The sequence below is a fragment of the Pseudomonas sp. S07E 245 genome, assembly GCF_019599025.1.
Lineage (GTDB): Bacteria > Pseudomonadota > Gammaproteobacteria > Pseudomonadales > Pseudomonadaceae > Aquipseudomonas > Aquipseudomonas shirazensis.
The window spans coordinates 2,594,399-2,609,913 of record NZ_CP080625.1 but is presented as its reverse complement, the minus strand read 5'-3'; the positions used below and the strand labels follow the sequence as shown (position 1 = coordinate 2,609,913).

General features: G+C 65.3%; 12 protein-coding genes. 1 reads left to right on the top strand and 11 read right to left on the bottom strand.

Annotated elements, in window-relative coordinates; translation table 11 throughout:
* The 9 genes from K3F44_RS12055 to K3F44_RS12020 form a co-directional block, all read right to left on the bottom strand.
* A complete protein-coding gene (locus K3F44_RS12055) occupies positions 1-594 on the bottom strand; it encodes a glutathione S-transferase (protein WP_220634094.1) in 594 nt (197 codons plus the stop codon).
* On the bottom strand, positions 591-4,235 hold the full coding sequence (locus K3F44_RS12050; RefSeq protein WP_220634093.1) for an AAA family ATPase: 3,645 nt from the start codon (positions 4,233-4,235) through the stop codon (positions 591-593). Before K3F44_RS12050 ends, K3F44_RS12055 begins: the two co-directional genes overlap by 4 nt.
* Positions 4,232-5,470 (bottom strand): exonuclease SbcCD subunit D C-terminal domain-containing protein, encoded by a 1,239-nt coding sequence (locus K3F44_RS12045; RefSeq protein ID WP_150570225.1) that lies wholly within the window; start codon positions 5,468-5,470, stop codon positions 4,232-4,234. The genes K3F44_RS12050 and K3F44_RS12045 overlap by 4 nt, the downstream gene beginning before the upstream one ends.
* Positions 5,471-5,547: 77 nt before the next feature.
* Entirely contained in the window at positions 5,548-7,179 is a 1,632-nt protein-coding gene (locus K3F44_RS12040) for a BatD family protein (protein ID WP_188036448.1), read from the bottom strand.
* Positions 7,176-8,588: a tetratricopeptide repeat protein gene (locus tag K3F44_RS12035; protein WP_409077671.1), complete on the bottom strand. Its 1,413-nt coding sequence runs from the start codon at positions 8,586-8,588 to the stop codon at positions 7,176-7,178. Before K3F44_RS12035 ends, K3F44_RS12040 begins: the two co-directional genes overlap by 4 nt.
* 98 nt (positions 8,589-8,686) lie before the next feature.
* A complete protein-coding gene (locus K3F44_RS25115) occupies positions 8,687-8,764 on the bottom strand; it encodes a hypothetical protein (protein WP_409077670.1) in 78 nt (25 codons plus the stop codon).
* Positions 8,765-8,896: 132 nt separating this feature from the next.
* Positions 8,897-9,973 (bottom strand): VWA domain-containing protein, encoded by a 1,077-nt coding sequence (locus K3F44_RS12030; protein ID WP_101321354.1) that lies wholly within the window; start codon positions 9,971-9,973, stop codon positions 8,897-8,899.
* Positions 9,966-10,460: a DUF4381 domain-containing protein gene (locus tag K3F44_RS12025; RefSeq protein WP_188036447.1), complete on the bottom strand. Its 495-nt coding sequence runs from the start codon at positions 10,458-10,460 to the stop codon at positions 9,966-9,968. Before K3F44_RS12025 ends, K3F44_RS12030 begins: the two co-directional genes overlap by 8 nt.
* The gene (locus tag K3F44_RS12020) at positions 10,457-11,401 is read right to left on the bottom strand and encodes a DUF58 domain-containing protein (protein ID WP_101321350.1); all 945 of its coding nucleotides are present in this window, start codon (positions 11,399-11,401) and stop codon (positions 10,457-10,459) included. Before K3F44_RS12020 ends, K3F44_RS12025 begins: the two co-directional genes overlap by 4 nt.
* A 298-nt stretch (positions 11,402-11,699) precedes the next feature.
* Between K3F44_RS12020 and K3F44_RS12015 the strand changes: the two genes are divergently transcribed.
* On the top strand, positions 11,700-12,989 hold the full coding sequence (locus K3F44_RS12015; RefSeq protein ID WP_188036446.1) for a DUF2235 domain-containing protein: 1,290 nt from the start codon (positions 11,700-11,702) through the stop codon (positions 12,987-12,989).
* A 6-nt stretch (positions 12,990-12,995) separates the two neighbouring features.
* On the opposite strand, the gene K3F44_RS12010 is transcribed toward K3F44_RS12015, so the two are convergent.
* The gene (locus K3F44_RS12010) at positions 12,996-13,955 is read right to left on the bottom strand and encodes a MoxR family ATPase (protein ID WP_101321346.1); all 960 of its coding nucleotides are present in this window, start codon (positions 13,953-13,955) and stop codon (positions 12,996-12,998) included.
* Positions 13,956-14,150: 195 nt separating this feature from the next.
* Positions 14,151-15,479: an MFS transporter gene (locus K3F44_RS12005; RefSeq protein WP_101321344.1), complete on the bottom strand. Its 1,329-nt coding sequence runs from the start codon at positions 15,477-15,479 to the stop codon at positions 14,151-14,153.
* Between the last annotated feature and the right edge of the window lie 36 nt (positions 15,480-15,515).

Genomic DNA, 15,515 nt, shown 5'->3' with positions numbered 1-15,515 from the left:
TCAGCGCGCCATCACGGCCTTGAACAGGTCTGACACAAGCCAGCCCTGCAACCAGTCACGCAGCTGGGGGTAGGGCGCCTGGGCGAACCATAAAGGCTCGACCCCGGCGAACTGCCGCAGCAACGGCAACAACGCGGCGTCGGCCAGGCTTGGGTGCTGGGCCAGCAGGTACGGCCTGCCTTGCAGCAGCGCCTCCAGCTCCTCAAGCCATGATTCGGCCTGCAGGCGGTACTCCTCGCGAGTGTGCTCGGGGTAACGCTCGGCATACTTGTACAGGTTGACCTGAGCCTTGAAGGTGCTGTCATTGCGAGCAATCAGGGCGTTTGCCTGCACAGCTGCCGCTGGATCATCGCGTAGTAGCCAGTCCTGCGGGTCATGCTGAAGCAAGGCCCAGCGCATGATATCCAGGCTCTCTTCCAACACCTCGGCGCCGGTGTCCAGCACCGGCACCGTGCCTTTGGGCGACAACGCCAGCAGCTCGGGCGGCTTGTGCTTCATCGACACTTCACACACCTCGACGGTGCAGCCAGCATACGCCAGCGCCAGCCGCGCGCGCATGGCCCAGGGGCAGCGGCGAAACGAGTAGAGGATCATCCCCAGACCTCCACCTCGCTCAGGCCATTGCCCTGGCGCCGGACCTGGATCTGCACCGGGATGCGCTCGTGCATCTCCTGCACGTGGGAGATCACTGCCACCTTGCGCCCTTGCGCCTGCAGGCCGTCCAGCGCATCCATCGCCAGTTGCAGTGACTCGGGGTCAAGGCTGCCGAAACCTTCGTCGATGAACAGCGATTCGATGCGCAGGGTGCTCGAGGCCATCGAGGCCAGGCCCAGGGCCAAGGCCAGCGACACCAGGAAGGTCTCGCCGCCGGACAACGAGTGCACCGAGCGCAGTTCGTCGCCCATCTCGGTATCCAGCACCAAGAGGCCCAGTGCGCTGCCGCCACGCTTGAGGCGGTAGCGCTTGGCCAACTGGCGCAGTTGGCTGTTGGCATGGTGCAGCAGCAGGTCGAGGTTGTAGCCCTGAGCGATCTTGCGGAACACATCGCCCGAAGCCGAGCCGATCAAGCTGTTCAGGCGCGCCCAGCGTTGCCACTGTTGCTGGGCCTGCTCGATTTCAGCGGCAAGGGCGCTGTGCGCGTGCTGCCGGCGTTGGTCGTCGGCCTGCTGCGCGCGCAGCTCGGCGCATTGTTGCTCATGCCCGACCAGCTGTTGCTGCAAGTCGGCGAGGTGCTGCTCGAGTTGCTCGCTGGACAGCTCGGTCCGAGCCTGTTGGTTGTGCTGTTGCAGGCGCTGCTCGCGCTCCTGCAGCAGTACCCGGCCTTGCTCGATGGCCTTGTCGACGCTATGCAGTTGCTGGCGCAGCGCGTCGAGCGTGGCTTCATCGACACTGAGCAAGCGCTCAAGGCCCGCATCATCGAGTTCTGGATGGGCCGCTCGCCATTGGCTGATCTGGCCCTGCAGCGTCTGCTGTTCCTGCTCCAAGGCCTGCTGGCGTTGCTGATTGGCCTTGAGTTCAGCAGCCAGTTGCACGCTTTGGCTGTGGGCGTCCTGCAGCGCTTGCACGGTGCTGGCCTCAACGCTGCGGGCGTGCTCGACCTGCTGCTCAAGGTGCTGCTGCCAGGCACCGGCATTGGCGTGTTCGCCAAGCAGTTCGGCGAGCACGCTGCGCGCCTGTTGTTGCTGCTCGGCAAGGCTTGCGAGTTGTCTGTGCAGCTCGCTCTGGCGTTGCAGCCGGCTCTGCTGCTGGTCGGCCAGACGCTGCTGCTGTTGCAGGCGTTGTTGCTGCTCGTTTTGCTCGTCCTTTTGCTGCTCCAGCTGTTGCAGGCGCTGGGCCACCTGTTGATCGAGGGCGAGAAACGCATGGGCTGGCTCGTCGCGCAGGGCCTTGAGGATATCGCCGGGCAGGATCTCGGCAAAATCGGCCAGGGTCTGCTCCAGGCGTTGCTGATCGGCGGCCATGGCCTGGTGCTGCTGATCCAGGCGCTGCTGTGCTTGCTGCTGCGCGTCGCTGGCGGCCTGCACTTGCTGGGTCAGTCGGGCGGCGTCTTTCTGCAGGGTGAGCAGGGCGCTCTGGCGTTGCTCGTCGCGGTTGATTTCTTCTTCGAGGCGGCGCAGCTGGCCGTCCAGCCAGGCACTGCGGGTGCTGTCGGTTTGGGTGCTGAGCGATGGCCACAAAGCGTGCGCTTGCAGCTCCTGCTGCAGCGGTAGCAGTTGTTCGCTCAGCTGTAGCTGTTGCTGCTGGTACTCCTTGCCCTGGCTGTTGAGCATACCGACCTGGGTGCGCAACTCGACCACGCGGGCATTGAGCGCCTCGACCTGAGCCAGCGCTGCAGCCTCTTCGACCTGGTCATGCCGGCCCAGGCTTTGCAGCAGGGCTTCAGGCTGATGGAACGGGTGCTCGGCGCTGCCGCACACCGGGCACGGCTCGCCATCACGCAGTTGCCCGCGCAGCTCCTCGACACTGGTGTTGCGCGCCAGGCGTTGGCGTTCAAGCAGTTGCCGGGTCAATGTCAGAGCCTGCTCGGCGGTGTCCAGTTCGGCCTTGGCCGCCTGGCCTTCGCTGATCAGTTGCTGACGCTGCTGCAAGCCTTGCTGCTGACGTTCGCGCACGCTGTGCAGGGTGTGCTGCAGTTCCTGCTCGCGAGCGTGCAGGCGGGACAATTGCTCGACCGCGCGCTGCTGCTTGCGCTGCTCCTGGAGCAAGGTGCCGAGCAGGTCCAGCTGTTCGGCCAGGGCGTGCGGTTCGGCGCCGGCTTCGTGGAACAGCACCTCGATAGCGGCGCGTTGCTCCTGCAGCAGGGCATTGGCCTGGCTGGCCTGGGCTTGCAGGCTGGGCAACTCGTCGCGGCCTTGGCTGAGGCGGTTGCCGATCTGCAGCAGTTGCTGCAACTGGCCGCGGTAGGCCTGCCAGGCGCTGCTGATAGCAGCCAGTGCGGCGCTGTCGGCCAGCGCGGCGTCGATGGCGGCGAGCTGCTGCTGGCTGTGCTGCTGTTGTTGCTCAAGCTGCTGCAGCTGCGACTGGCCTTCGCTGACGGCCTGATCGGCTTGGGCACCGACAGTGGCCAACTGCGCCAGCTCTGTGTCGAGGCGGGCCAGGTTGTCCTGAGCAGCAAACGCCTGGCGCAGGTTCGCGGCGCTGTCGGTGTGTTTAGCCTGCGCTTGTGCCAGCGCCTCGCGGGCAGCTTGCAGGGCCTGCTGCAACTGCTCGCTATGGCTGTGCAGGTTGCGCTGCTCAACCAGTTGCGCCGCGACCGCTGCGGCCAGCGGAGTAAGCTCGCCGGCCAGCGCCAGTTGCCGCTGGAACTGATGACGCTGCGGCGCCAGGCGCTCGAGGTGTTGCAGGTCCAGGCGCTGTCCGGCCAGTTGCTGCCAGTCGTGTTCGGCACTGTGCAAGGCCTCGCGAGCCGCGCTGAGTTGCTGCTGCAGCTGCACCTGATCGCGCAGCCAGGCGCGTTGCTGGTCCAGTTCGCGTTCGCGCGCCTGCTCGGCCTTGAGCAGCTGTTGCGCCTGCTCCAGGCGCTGGTCAAGCTCGGTACGCTCGGTTTCGACCATCGGCAGCAGGTGGCTGGCGCGCTCCTGCAAGCCCTGATAGACCTCGCCGGCCTGCTTGGCCTTGGCAAACGCCCGTTGGCCGAGGCGGGTGTAGATGGCGGTGTTGGTGAGCTTTTCCAGCAAGTCGCTGCGCTCGCGGTCATCGGCCTTGAGAAACGCGCTGAACTCGCTCTGGGCGAGCATCACGGCGCGGGTGAACTGCTCGAAGTTCAGGCCCAGGCGTGCCTCGACCAGTTGCTTGTATTCGTTCTTGCCGCTGCCCAGCAGTTGCTCGCCATCCAGGTCGTAGAGGCTCTGGCGACTCATCTGCAACTTGCCATTGGCCTTGTCGCGGGCGCGGTTGGCCTCCCAGCGGGCGCGGTAACGCTTGCTGTCGATACCGACGAAGTCGACTTCGGCATAGCCGCTGCCGGTGCCGCGCCGCAGCAGGTTGCGCGGGTCGTAGGTGGGGATGTCGCCATCGGCGTCCGGCACCTTGGCCTCACGGCCGATGTCATTGAGCCGCGGCACGCTGCCGAACAGCGCCAGGCACAGGGCGTCGAGCAGGGTGCTCTTGCCGGCGCCGGTGGGTCCGGTAATCGCGAACAGGCCGGCACTGGCCAGCGGTTCGGCGGTGAAGTCGATGTCGATCGGGCCTGCCAGCGAGGCGAGGTTTTTCAGGCGAATGGCCAGAATTTTCATGGCTGTTCCTCCTCCAGCTGCACATCCTGCAGGAGCAGGGCAAAGTCGCTCAGGGTCTGCTCATCGACCGGGTTGCCGTAGGCCTGCTCCCAGACGCGGCTGAACAGGTCTTGCGGAGTCATCTGACTGAGTTCGACGAACTGCAATTGGTCCTCGTCCAGCGCGCTGCGGCCGGCGTACTCGGCGCTGATCCGCACCAGCCGCACCGCTTTGCCTTGCAGGGCGCTCTCGATCTGCTGGCGCAGGTCGGGCTGCGGTTCGTCGAGGCGCACACGTACTTCCAGCCACGGTTGACGGTTGGGGTCTTCCAGCAGGTCGATCACCGGCAGCTCGGCCAGTTGCTCGAGCAGCTCGGCCAGCGGCGCCGGGCCGATCCGCTGCAGCGCCACCGCCCGTGGGACCAGGCGCGGCTCGACGCTGACCAGTTGGCTGCCTTCAAGCTCGATCTCCAGCACCTGGTGCGGATAGCCGATCTCGGCAAACGACAACGGAATCGGCGAGCCGCTGTAGCGGATGCGCTCCTCGCGGTTGACCTTCTGCGGCTTGTGCAGATGGCCCAGGGCAACGTAACTGATGGCGGGATCGAACAGCTTGGCCGGCAGCGCTTCGGCGTTGCCGATGATCAGGCTGCGTTCGGAGTCTTCCGAGATCGAGCCACCGGCCATGTGCGCATGGCTGATGGCGACCAGCGCCTGGTCTTTCTTGCGCTTGGCCATGGCGGCTTTGATCAGTTGCTGGTGCACCTGGGTGATGCCCTGCACATAGTCGTCGCCCAGCTGTGGGCCGGTGACTTCGGCCGGGCGCAGGAACGGCAGCGCCAGGCACCAGGCGGCGACCTTGCCACGGCTGTTGGTCAGCGGGATCAGCAAGCGCTCAGCGTCGAGCTGGCCCTCATCGAGCCAGTGCACCCGGCCCAGGGCATGGGTGCGCAGGCGGCGCATGAGCAGGCCGGGCAGCTCGATGCGCGAGCCGGAGTCGTGGTTGCCGGCGATCATCACGATGTCCAGCTTGGGCTGTTGCTCGTGGGCCTCGACGATGAACTGGTAGAGCCGCTCCTGGGCTTTGACCGGCGGGTTGACCGTGTCGAAGATATCGCCGGCGATCAGCAGCGCATCGGGTTGGCGCAAGTGCAACTGGCCCAGCAGCCAGGTGAGAAAGCAGGCGTGTTCGAAGTCGCGTTCCTGGCCATGCAGGCTTTGGCCAAGGTGCCAGTCGGAGGTGTGGAACAGACGCATGAATAACCTGTTTGAAGTGAATTCGAGGGAAGCAGCGGTCGCGGCGCATGGTAACTCAACGGGTCAGCCGCGCCGGGCTACTTCGGATAGAGCGGCGGCAAGCTGCCGCCATCGCCGACCGGGTCGAGCAACTGCTCGGCCGGCGGAATCGCATTGATCGCACGCCACAGATCGTCGCCCTGCCAGTGCTGGCCGCTCTCGCTGTACAGCGCGCCGTTCAAGCCATCCAGCGCATCCGACAGCGGCACGAAGCGCGCCGCCATCTCGGCCAGCGTCTCCGGATGCTGGCGCGCCCAGGCATCCAGGGCCTGGCGGGTCGCCTGCGGGTCGTTGGCCTGGCACGCGCGTTTAAGGTCATCGAGCAAGGTCCGCGGGCTCGGGCCGGTCTGCGCCGCACGCAGCACCGCTGGCTGCGAGCGGGCTCGCCACCACAGGGTGAAACCGAGCACAGTGCTCAGGGCCAGCAGCAGGGTTGCCAGTTGCCACGGCCAGAGCAGGCGACTGGATGAACTGCTGTCACCCACCGGCGTCTCGGCGCTCAGGGCCGGGTTGTCCTGCACGCTGAGGCTGCGCGCCGGCAGGCTGGTGTTTTCCAGATGGTCTTCGCGGGTGTTCCACCAGGTGACTTCCAGCGCCGGCAGGGTCAACTCGCCGCTGTGGGTCGGCACCAGCGCTTCGCGCTCTTCGCGGTTGGCGGTCATGCCGCGCTCGGTGACCTCGTTGCGCAGCAGTGGCTGGTCCGGGTAGCGGCGCAGGCCGATGATTTCGGTGGCCGGCAGCGGCGCCAGCTGGGTGCTGGAGAGGCCGTCGGCGCGCAGCGTAATACTGCGCGTCAGCGAGTCGCCGATCTGCACGGTTTGTTTGCTCGGGTCCGGGTTCCAGTGTTCTTCCAGGGTCAGGCTGCGCGCCGGTAGCCAGGCGGCGCCGGCTGGGTAATTGGCCGGTATCGGCCGCACGCTCAGGCGCAGCGGCAACGAGCTGACCTGGACCTGGCGGCCTGCGCGCGGGGCAGCAGACGGCTGCTCGCCGGTATCAGCGGCAGCAGCGGTGGCGGTAAAGGTCATCGGTGGAATATCGAGCGTGCCGCTTTGCTGCGGATACAGCGCGTAGCGCGTTTCGATCACGCCATGGCGCACGCCGTTGATCTCTTTCTCATAAGTACGCGACTCACCCAGCGGCTCGACCTTGGCGTTGTCCAGTTGCAATGGGCTGAGGCTACTGTCGTCATACAGCGACACCGAATGATAGATGCGCAGGGTCAGCACGGCCTGGGCCTGAACGTAGACATCGTTGTTGTCCAGGGTCGCCTCGACGAACACCTGCGAGGCGCTTTCCGGGCGGTTGTCGCCGGCCTGCAGCACTTGCACCTCGATCGGCTGGCTGAACGACTGGCCCAGTTGCAGCGCGGGAATGCTCAGGCTGCCGCTGCGCCTTGGCAGCAGGGTGATGATCCAGCGGGTGCTGGCGCGGGTCTCGCCATCCAGCGTGTGCAGGCTGTTGAGCTGGCGCGTGCCACGCACATCGAAGTCGCCCTCCAGCGCACGCAGGTCGGGTTTGCCGAACTGGGTGACGTCCTCGCTTTCGAGGATCAGCTCCAAGGTTTCGCCGGCTTCCAGGCGGGTGCGATCGACGCTGGCCTGCAGCGGCGGTTGGGCCTGGACCTGAAGCATCCAGAGCAGACTGACAAGCAAGACGCCGCAGCGACTCATCGTGGGGTTTCCTGATGCAATTGCTGTTCATACCAGAATTTGCGCCGCAGCAGCTGCGCAGGGTTGTCCGGGATCTCCCGCAGCCACTGTTCCAGGGCCTGGCGTTGTTCGCCATCGAGGCTGGTGGAAACCGGGCGTTGCGGCGGTTGGGTAAGGTTATCGTCGTCACCCGCCTGATTGCCGGCGGGGGGCGGGGTGTTGCTGGCGCTGTCGCCTTGCTCCTGGCCGGCCTTGGCCTGGGGCTGGTCGGCATCGCCGGGTGCCTGATCGCTGGCCGAGCTGCTGTTGCCGTCGGTGTCCTTGCCGGGGGCGCCTTGTGCATCTTCCTTGGCTTGCTGCTCTTCGGCTTGGGCCTTGGCCTGGCGCTGCAGCAACAATTGCTGGACCAGCGCCTGGTTATCCAGCGCCGCTTGTAGATCCGGGCGCCGTTCCAGGGCCTGCTCGTAGGCGTCCAAGGCGGCTTCCAGCTGATCGGCGCGAGCCAGTGCGTTGCCTCGATTGTAGTGTGCGGCGGCGGAACTGCCTTGGGCGAAGGCCTTGGCCGCGCCTTCATAGTCGCCGGCCTGGTACAGGGCCATGCCGCGCCATTGCGGGTCTTCGAAGTGGCGCGCGGCAGCGGCGGGGCGTTGCTGTTCCAGCAGGCGCTGGCCTTGCTGGTCGGGGCGCAGCCACAGGTCGTTGAATTCAAAGGCCTGGCTGGGCTGCGGCAGGGAGAACAGCAGCGGCAGGCAGAACAGCCAGCCACGCCGCCCGGCGCAGGCGGCCAACAGCAGCAGCGGTAGCAGCAACCAGTAACCCTGATCAGCCCAGCTGTCCAGTTGCACGGTCTGGCCGTCGCTGCGCAGGGCGCGTGGATTGTCGTACAGGCCCAGCCCGCGCAGGTCGAGGTCGTCGATGCGGGCGTGGCGGTAGCGGCCACCGGTGCTGTTGATGAAGCCCTTGAGGCTGGCGCTGTCCAGTCGTGGCAAGAGGATTGCGCCTTGCTCATCCTTGAGGAACTCGCCGTTTGCCTGGCGGACCGGCGCGCCTTCGCTGCTGCCGATGCCGAGCATCAACAGGTTTGGTCCTTGCCGGCCCAGGGCACGCAGAATGCCATCGCGTTCGCTATTGCTCAGGGATGAGCCGATCAATAGCAGGCGGCCTTGGCCGAGGCCGCTCTGGGCGAGCAGGGCCAGCCCCTTTTGCACGGCGAGGTCGGCGCGTTGGCCGGGTTGCGGCATGATCGACGGGTCGATCGCTTCCAGCAGGTTACGCGTGGTGCCAAGGTCATCCGACAGCGGCACCAGCGTGTGCGCACTGCCGGCGTAGACCACCAGCGCGGTCTGGCTGTCGCGGCGGTGCTCGAGCAGGTCGAGGATCTTGCGCCGGGCCTGTTCGAGGCGATTCGGCGTGCTGTCCTCGGCGAGCATCTGCGGGGTCAGCTCGAGCATGATCACCAGCGGGTCGGCCGGGCGCTGGCGGGTTTCCTCGACGCGTTGCCAGCTGCTGCCGAGCAGGGCCAGTACGATCAGTAGCCAGGCACCGCCGAGGGCGATCCATGGCAGCTTGCTGTTGCTGCCACTGCCGCCACCGAGCAATACCGCATGAAACTGCGCCGGCAGAATCATCTGCCAGCGGCCCGCGCGCTTGCGCCGATGCCACAGCTTGAACAGCAGCCAGACCAGCAGCGGCACGGCCAGCAACCACAGCGGGCGCAGCCATTGGGGCCACAGATCGATCATCGCCGCCTCCGCAGGCGCAGACGCTTGAGGCGCTGGCGCCATTCAGGGTGCGGTTGCAGAAAACGTGGCCGGCGCAGGGCGCGCTGCAGCAGGTTGTCAGGCCATAGCGTGGTAATCACCAATAACACGCTGAGCAGCAGCACCAGAGCCAGCGGCCAGGCGTAGAGTTCTTTCGCGGTGCGGGTCTGGGTCGGTTGCTGAGCGACCGGTTCAAGCTGATCGAGGCTGTCGCCGATGGCATCCAGTTCAGCACCATCATGGGCGCGGAAGTATTTGCCGTGGGTGATGTCGGCGATTTCGCGCAGCGACGCTTCGTCCAAGTCCAGACTTGGGTTGAGGCCGAGTAAACCGGGAGTGCCGCTGGCTTCGGGGTTGGCACCAATGCCGATGGTATAAATGCGCACGTTCTCCTGGGCCGCCAGGCGGGCCGCGGTCAGCGGATGAATCTGCCCGCCGTTGTTGGCGCCGTCGGTGATCAGCACCAGCACCCGGCTCTGCGCCGGGCGTTGGCGCAGGCGCTTGACGGCCAGGCCAATGGCGTCGCCGATGGCGGTATTTTTGCCGGCGATGCCGATTTGCGCTTCGTCGAGGAAGGTGCGCACGGTACGTCGGTCGAAGGTCAGCGGCGCTTGCAGGTAGGCCTCGCTGCCGAACAGGATCAAGCCGACCCGGTCGCCCTGGCGATCCTGGAGAAAGTCGCCCATCAGCGCCTTGACCAGGTCCAGCCGGCTGATTTCGTCGTTCTGCCACTGCATGTCGGGGAAGTCCATCGAGCCGGACACATCAACGGCCACCAGCAGGTCGCGACCGCTGGCTTCCACCGGTACCGGTTCGCCCAGCCACTGCGGGCGCGCCGCTGCCAACAGCAGCAGCAGCCAGATCAGCACGAACGGCGCCTGCTGGCGCCAGGTGGGCAGATTGAGACGGGCACGGCGCCCGGCCAGGCCTTCGAGTTCGTTCATGAAGCCGACCTTGAGCACCGGCTCGCCGCTGTCGGCAGCCGGCAGCACCAGCCGTGCCAGCCACGGCAGCGGCAGCAGCACGAAGATCCACGGCCAGGCCAGTTCAAACATGCTTGCGAATCCAGATTTCGACCGCCTGGCTGAGGCCGACGATGGCTTTGTCGTCGAGCTTGCACTCGGGCTTGTAGGTGCCTTCGACCAGCACCATCCAGCGGGTCAAGCCTGCCGCCGGGCAGCGGTTGTCGAGAAACGCCAGCCACTGCCGGCCACTCAGGGTATGGCTGTTGGCGCCCGGATAATGGTTGCGGCACAGGCGTTTGAGCAGCGCGTTGATCTGCTGCAGCCAGGCACCGGCCGGCGCGCCGTCGTAGGGGCGCGGCAGGCGCGCGAGTTCGGCCAGGGCTGCTTCGCGGACCGGGTCAAGCGGCAGTTCGGCGCGCACTACGCGGCGTTTGCCCGGGCGCCAGTAGCGTTGTCGCCACAGGCCCCAGGCGAGCACCGGCAGCAGTGCCAGCAGCAGCCACCAGCCGGGCGCCGGCGGCCACAGGCTGATCGCCGGCGGCGCCAGCAACGGTTGCAGCTCGTCCAGCGGGTTCACTTGCGGTGCCCCGGGCGCTGCGCGTTGAGGTATTCACGCAGTTGCTCGACCATCTCGCTCTGGGTGCTCAGCGGCATCAGCACCACACGCAGTTTCTGCGCCAGCAGTTCCCAGCGCTCGATCCGCGCTTCGGCTTGCTGGCGGTAGGCCTGGCGCAGATTGCCGTCGAGGGTATCCAGCTCCAACTGCGCGCCGCGTTGGCCGAAGCGCAGCAGGCCGGCGGCAGGCAGGGCATGATCGAGTGGGTCGGAAACCGGCATCAGCAGCACATCGCAATGGCGTGAGAGCATCGACAGATGCTGCTCGATGCCTTCGCTGAGGGCGCGCTCATCGCAGATGACGATGGCCAGGCTGCCTGGGCGCAGGACTTCGCGCGCCCGGCGCAGGGCCAGCGACAGGCTGTCGGCCTGAGGCACGGCCTCGGGGTGCAGTGACTGATTGACCTTGGCCAGGCGGTTGAGCAGCTGCAACAGGCTTTGCTTGCTGCGCCTTGGCTTGACTTCATAGTGCTCGTTATCGCCGAACACCAGCCCGCCGATGCGGTCGTTGTGGCCCAGTGCCGCCCAACCGAACAGCGCAGCCGCCTGAGCCGCCAGCACCGATTTGAAGGTCAGCCCGGAGCTGAAGAACAGGCGCTGGCTCTGCTCGACCATGATGAAGATCGGCCGCTCGCGCTCTTCATGGAACAGCTTGGTGTGCGGCTCCTGGGTGCGCGCGGTCACCCGCCAGTCGATGTTGCGCACGTCGTCGCCGGCCTGGTAGACCCGCACCTGGTCGAAATCGACCCCACGCCCGCGCAGCTTCGACAGGTGCAGGCCCACCAGCGGGCTGCGCTGGCCGGGCCGCGAGAACAGCTGAATCTCGCGCACGCGGTGGCGCATGTCGATCAGCTCGCTGAGACTGGTGCGGATACCGGGTTCGGCCAATTGTGCGGTGGGCATGGGCGTCAGGCGACCGCGAAGCCGCGCAGGTCTTGCCGCGCTATGCGTGCGTCAGGATGGTGCATGGTTGACGGTTCCTGGGTAGGGAGCGCATCGGCCAGGGGGCGAGCTGCGCAGAGCGCAATACTTTAAAGCATCCGCAGCATTGCCGGCCAACGTGAATGCTAAAAAACTGACTGCAACTGCGGCGTGTGGCCTTCGTCTGCACCGCTGATCACACGGTACTCACAGATTTGGCTGATGCTCGCGTGCAGGCCGTGTGCCGTTCAATGGTGCCCTTGATCACGGAGGTTCAACCATGGCAACGGAACATGAGCCAACCACGCTGCGTATCGGCGTGTTTTTCGATGGCACAGGCAACAACCGCAGCAACGCCGTCAAAGGGGACGAGCCTGTGCCCGAGCAGGCAACGGGTAGCTACGCGAGTGCACTCTCCAATATAGCCTTGTTGTATGACGCCTACCCAGTCGCGCGAGGATTTCTGAGCCTGTATGTTGAAGGGCCAGGAACCCTCCAGGGCAAACCGGATTCCGACATTGGCTGGTATACCGGTAGCGGCGGAACCGGGGTTCGTCAACGCCTCGGGCAAGCTGCCTTGGCCCTGGCCGCGAAATTACAGGCCTGGCGACAGAGCCATCCCTCGGTGCAGCTTCAGGCGCTGAAATTTGACCTGTTTGGTTTCAGTCGCGGTGCGGCTGGCGCGCGAGCGTTTGCCAATGACCTAGGCAAAGGCACTCAAAGCCTGCTTGCGCAAGCCTGCGATTTCTCACCATGCCTGGGATGGGAGCAGGGCGTCGCTATCGACTTCATAGGTCTATTTGACACCGTCGGGGCCATCGTCGAACCGCTGAAGTTCAATTTCACCTCGACCAATGGCGACTACGGACAGTTGCATCTGGCCCTGGCGCCGGGCGTCGCCGGCAAGGTCATACAGTTGGTAGCGGCTGACGAGCATCGCTACAACTATCCGCTGGTCGCGACCGGCAACGACCTGCGTTTGCCCGGTGCCCATGCCGATCTCGGCGGCGGCTATCTGCAAGTGAGCCGCGAAAAAATCGACCTGTCTCGTGTGCAAACGAGTGATTTGAATGCGGATGCCGATCCGTTCGACAGCGAGGCTTACGCTGCGGCGCTCGCGCTGGCCGCAGACTATACCGATGTACCTGGGCTCACGCCGCAAGTGCGGGTGTGGGAAGCGCTGGCAGGCTTGCTTGGACACCGCAAGACCGTGAATGCCGTGCTGCATCGTGAGCGCGAGGTTCATGGTCATTTGTCGCGAGTCTATCTGAGGATCATGCATGCCCTTGCGGTCGACTCGCAGGTGCCGATGCAGCCGCTGTCGGCGCCCTCGCCAGGATGGGAGCTGCCTCAGGATTTGCTGGTTATCGCTGGCAAACTGGAAGATTTCGCCCTAGGCCGCTCGGCGGAGATTGGCCTGACCGAGACAGAGCGACACTTGCTGTACCGCAAATACGTGCACACCACGGCGAATTGGGAGGCATTCACTGCCTGCGGGTTTCTGCCAGACGATCTGGTCTATCTCAACCGCCCGGCTGATGAGGGGCGGTTGGTAGAGCCAAACGTCTGATCGGCCTCAGGCAACGGCAACCACATCAAGGATGCGCTGGACCACGCGGTCCTGATCGACCCCGGCCGCTTCCGCCTCGAACGACAGGATCACCCGGTGGCGCAGCACGTCGAACAGCACCGCCTGGATATCCTCGGGGCTGACGAAGTCGCGCCCGGCCAGCCAGGCGTGCGCACGGGCGCAACGGTCAAGCGCGATAGATCCACGCGGGCTGGCGCCGTAGGCGATCCAGTCAGCCAGGTCGCTGTCGAACTTGGCCGGGGTGCGCGTGGCCATCACCAGTTGCACCAGGTATTCCTCCACTGCATCGGCCATGTACAGGCCGAGGATTTCCTTGCGCGCAGCAAAAATCGCCTGCTGGCTGACCCGCCGCTCGGGCTTGGTCTCGCCATTGAGCGCCTCGCCGCGGGCCTGCTGCAGAATGCGCCGTTCGACTGCCGCGTCGGGGAAGCCCATCTTGACGTGCATCAGGAAGCGGTCGAGCTGAGCTTCGGGCAGCGGGTAGGTGCCTTCCTGCTCGATCGGGTTCTGCGTGGCCATCACCAGAAACAGCGGCGACAGGTCGTAGGTGCTGCGGCCGACACTGACCTGGCGCTCGGCCATGGCCTCGAGCAGTGCTGACTGAACCTTGGCCGGCGCGCGGTTGATCTCGTCGGCCAGCACCAAGTTGTGAAAGATCGGCCCCTGCTGGAAGACAAAGCTGCCGGTTTCCGGGCGGTAGATCTCGGTTCCGGTGATATCGGCGGGGAGCAGGTCGGGGGTGAACTGGATGCGGTGGAATTGCGCCTCGACGCCCTCGGCCAGCTCCTTGATCGCCTTGGTCTTGGCCAGCCCCGGGGCGCCTTCGACCAGCATGTGGCCATCGGCAAGGAGGACGATCAGCAGGCGTTCGACCAGTTTTTCCTGGCCCAGAATCTGGGAGGAAAGAAAGGTGCGTAGCGCGTTCAGCGCTTCACGGTGTTCCATCGGCGACGGTTCCTGGAGAGAGGCCGGGGAGTTGCCAGCAGGCAGCCCGGGCAGGGCCTGCTACTTTAATCCATCCGGGGTGGTGACGACCAATGGCAGAGGCGAAATTTATCGCTGGCACAGGCTGTTGGGTGTCACAGGCCACTGCCCTGTTTGCAGTGAGGTCGCCAACAGGGCGGTGGCGCTGGGCGGCCGTCAGTTTTTCGAGCTGGAGTGCTTGCGGCCTTGATCAAAGAACGCAAACACCACAACCAATATCCCGGCAATGGTCAGCATCAGCGCGACGCCGTCGGTGGAATGCGTCGCCGAGCTGGCCACCAGGGCCAGCCCGCCCAACGGCGCCAGGCCGCCGGCCACGGCGGTACCGACTTCGCGGCCCGTGCCAAACCCGGATGAGCGGGTCTGGGTCGGGAACTGGCGGCTGAGGAACGAGCCCTGCGGGGCAAACATCATCGGTGCCAGAATCCCGGTGCCGATCCCGATCGCCAGGTAGATCATGCTCGGCTCGCCGGTGCTCAGCAACTGCAGGAATGGGTAGGCGAACAGGGCAGACAGCACGCCACCCAGCATCAACACGGTCTTGCTGCTCCAACGGTCGCACAGCCAACCGAAGAACGGCACGGCAAAGATCGCAACCAGGCTGGCGATGGTCACCGACAGCGACGTGACGTGCGCCTCTACACCTTTGAACTGGGTCAGGTAGGCCAGCGAGAATGTCTTGAAGATGTAGCTCAGGGCGTTGTAGCCGATGGCGACGAAGAACACCACTGCGAGGCCTTTCAGGTCATTTTTGAACAGCAGTTTCAGCGGTGATATCTGCGGCTTGGCGTCGGAGCGATCGAGTTCCTTGAAGTCTGGGGTTTCCGGAATGCTCTTGCGCACCCACAGGCCCACTGCCACCAGCACGATGCTGGCAATGAACGGAATGCGCCAGCCACCGGCGAGCAGGAAGTCATTGCCATTCATGGTCAGCAGGTAGACGGTCAGCGACGACAGCAGCAGGCCCAGATTCAAGCCCAGTGCCGGCCAGGCGCCTTGGCTGCCGCGCTTGCCTTCGCTGGCATGTTCATAGGAGGTAACGGCCGCCCCCGACAGCTCTGCGCCCGCACCCAGGCCTTGAATGATCCGGATCACCACCAGCAGGATCGGCGCCCACACGCCGATCGTTGCATAGCTTGGAATCAAGCCGATCAGCGCGGTGCATACGCCCATCATGCAAAAGGTGATCACCAGTACGTGTTTGCGTCCGAACCGGTCGCCCAGGTAGCCGAACAGGACGCCGCCGAAGGGCCTGGCGATGAAGCCGATGGCGAATGTCGAGAACGCCAGCAGCGATGCCACGGCAGGGTTGCTGGCGTCGAAGAAGATCTTCGAGAAGACGATCGCGGCCATGGTGGCGTACAGGTAAAAGTCGTACCACTCCAGCATCGAGCCGAAAATGGTCGCCGCGGCCACTTTGCGCAGGCGTTTGCGTGTCTGTTCTGGCGTTTCACTTGCGGTCACTGCTGCTTGATGTACCGACATCTGATTGTCCTTATTGTCTTTGTAGTTAGGGGTGCA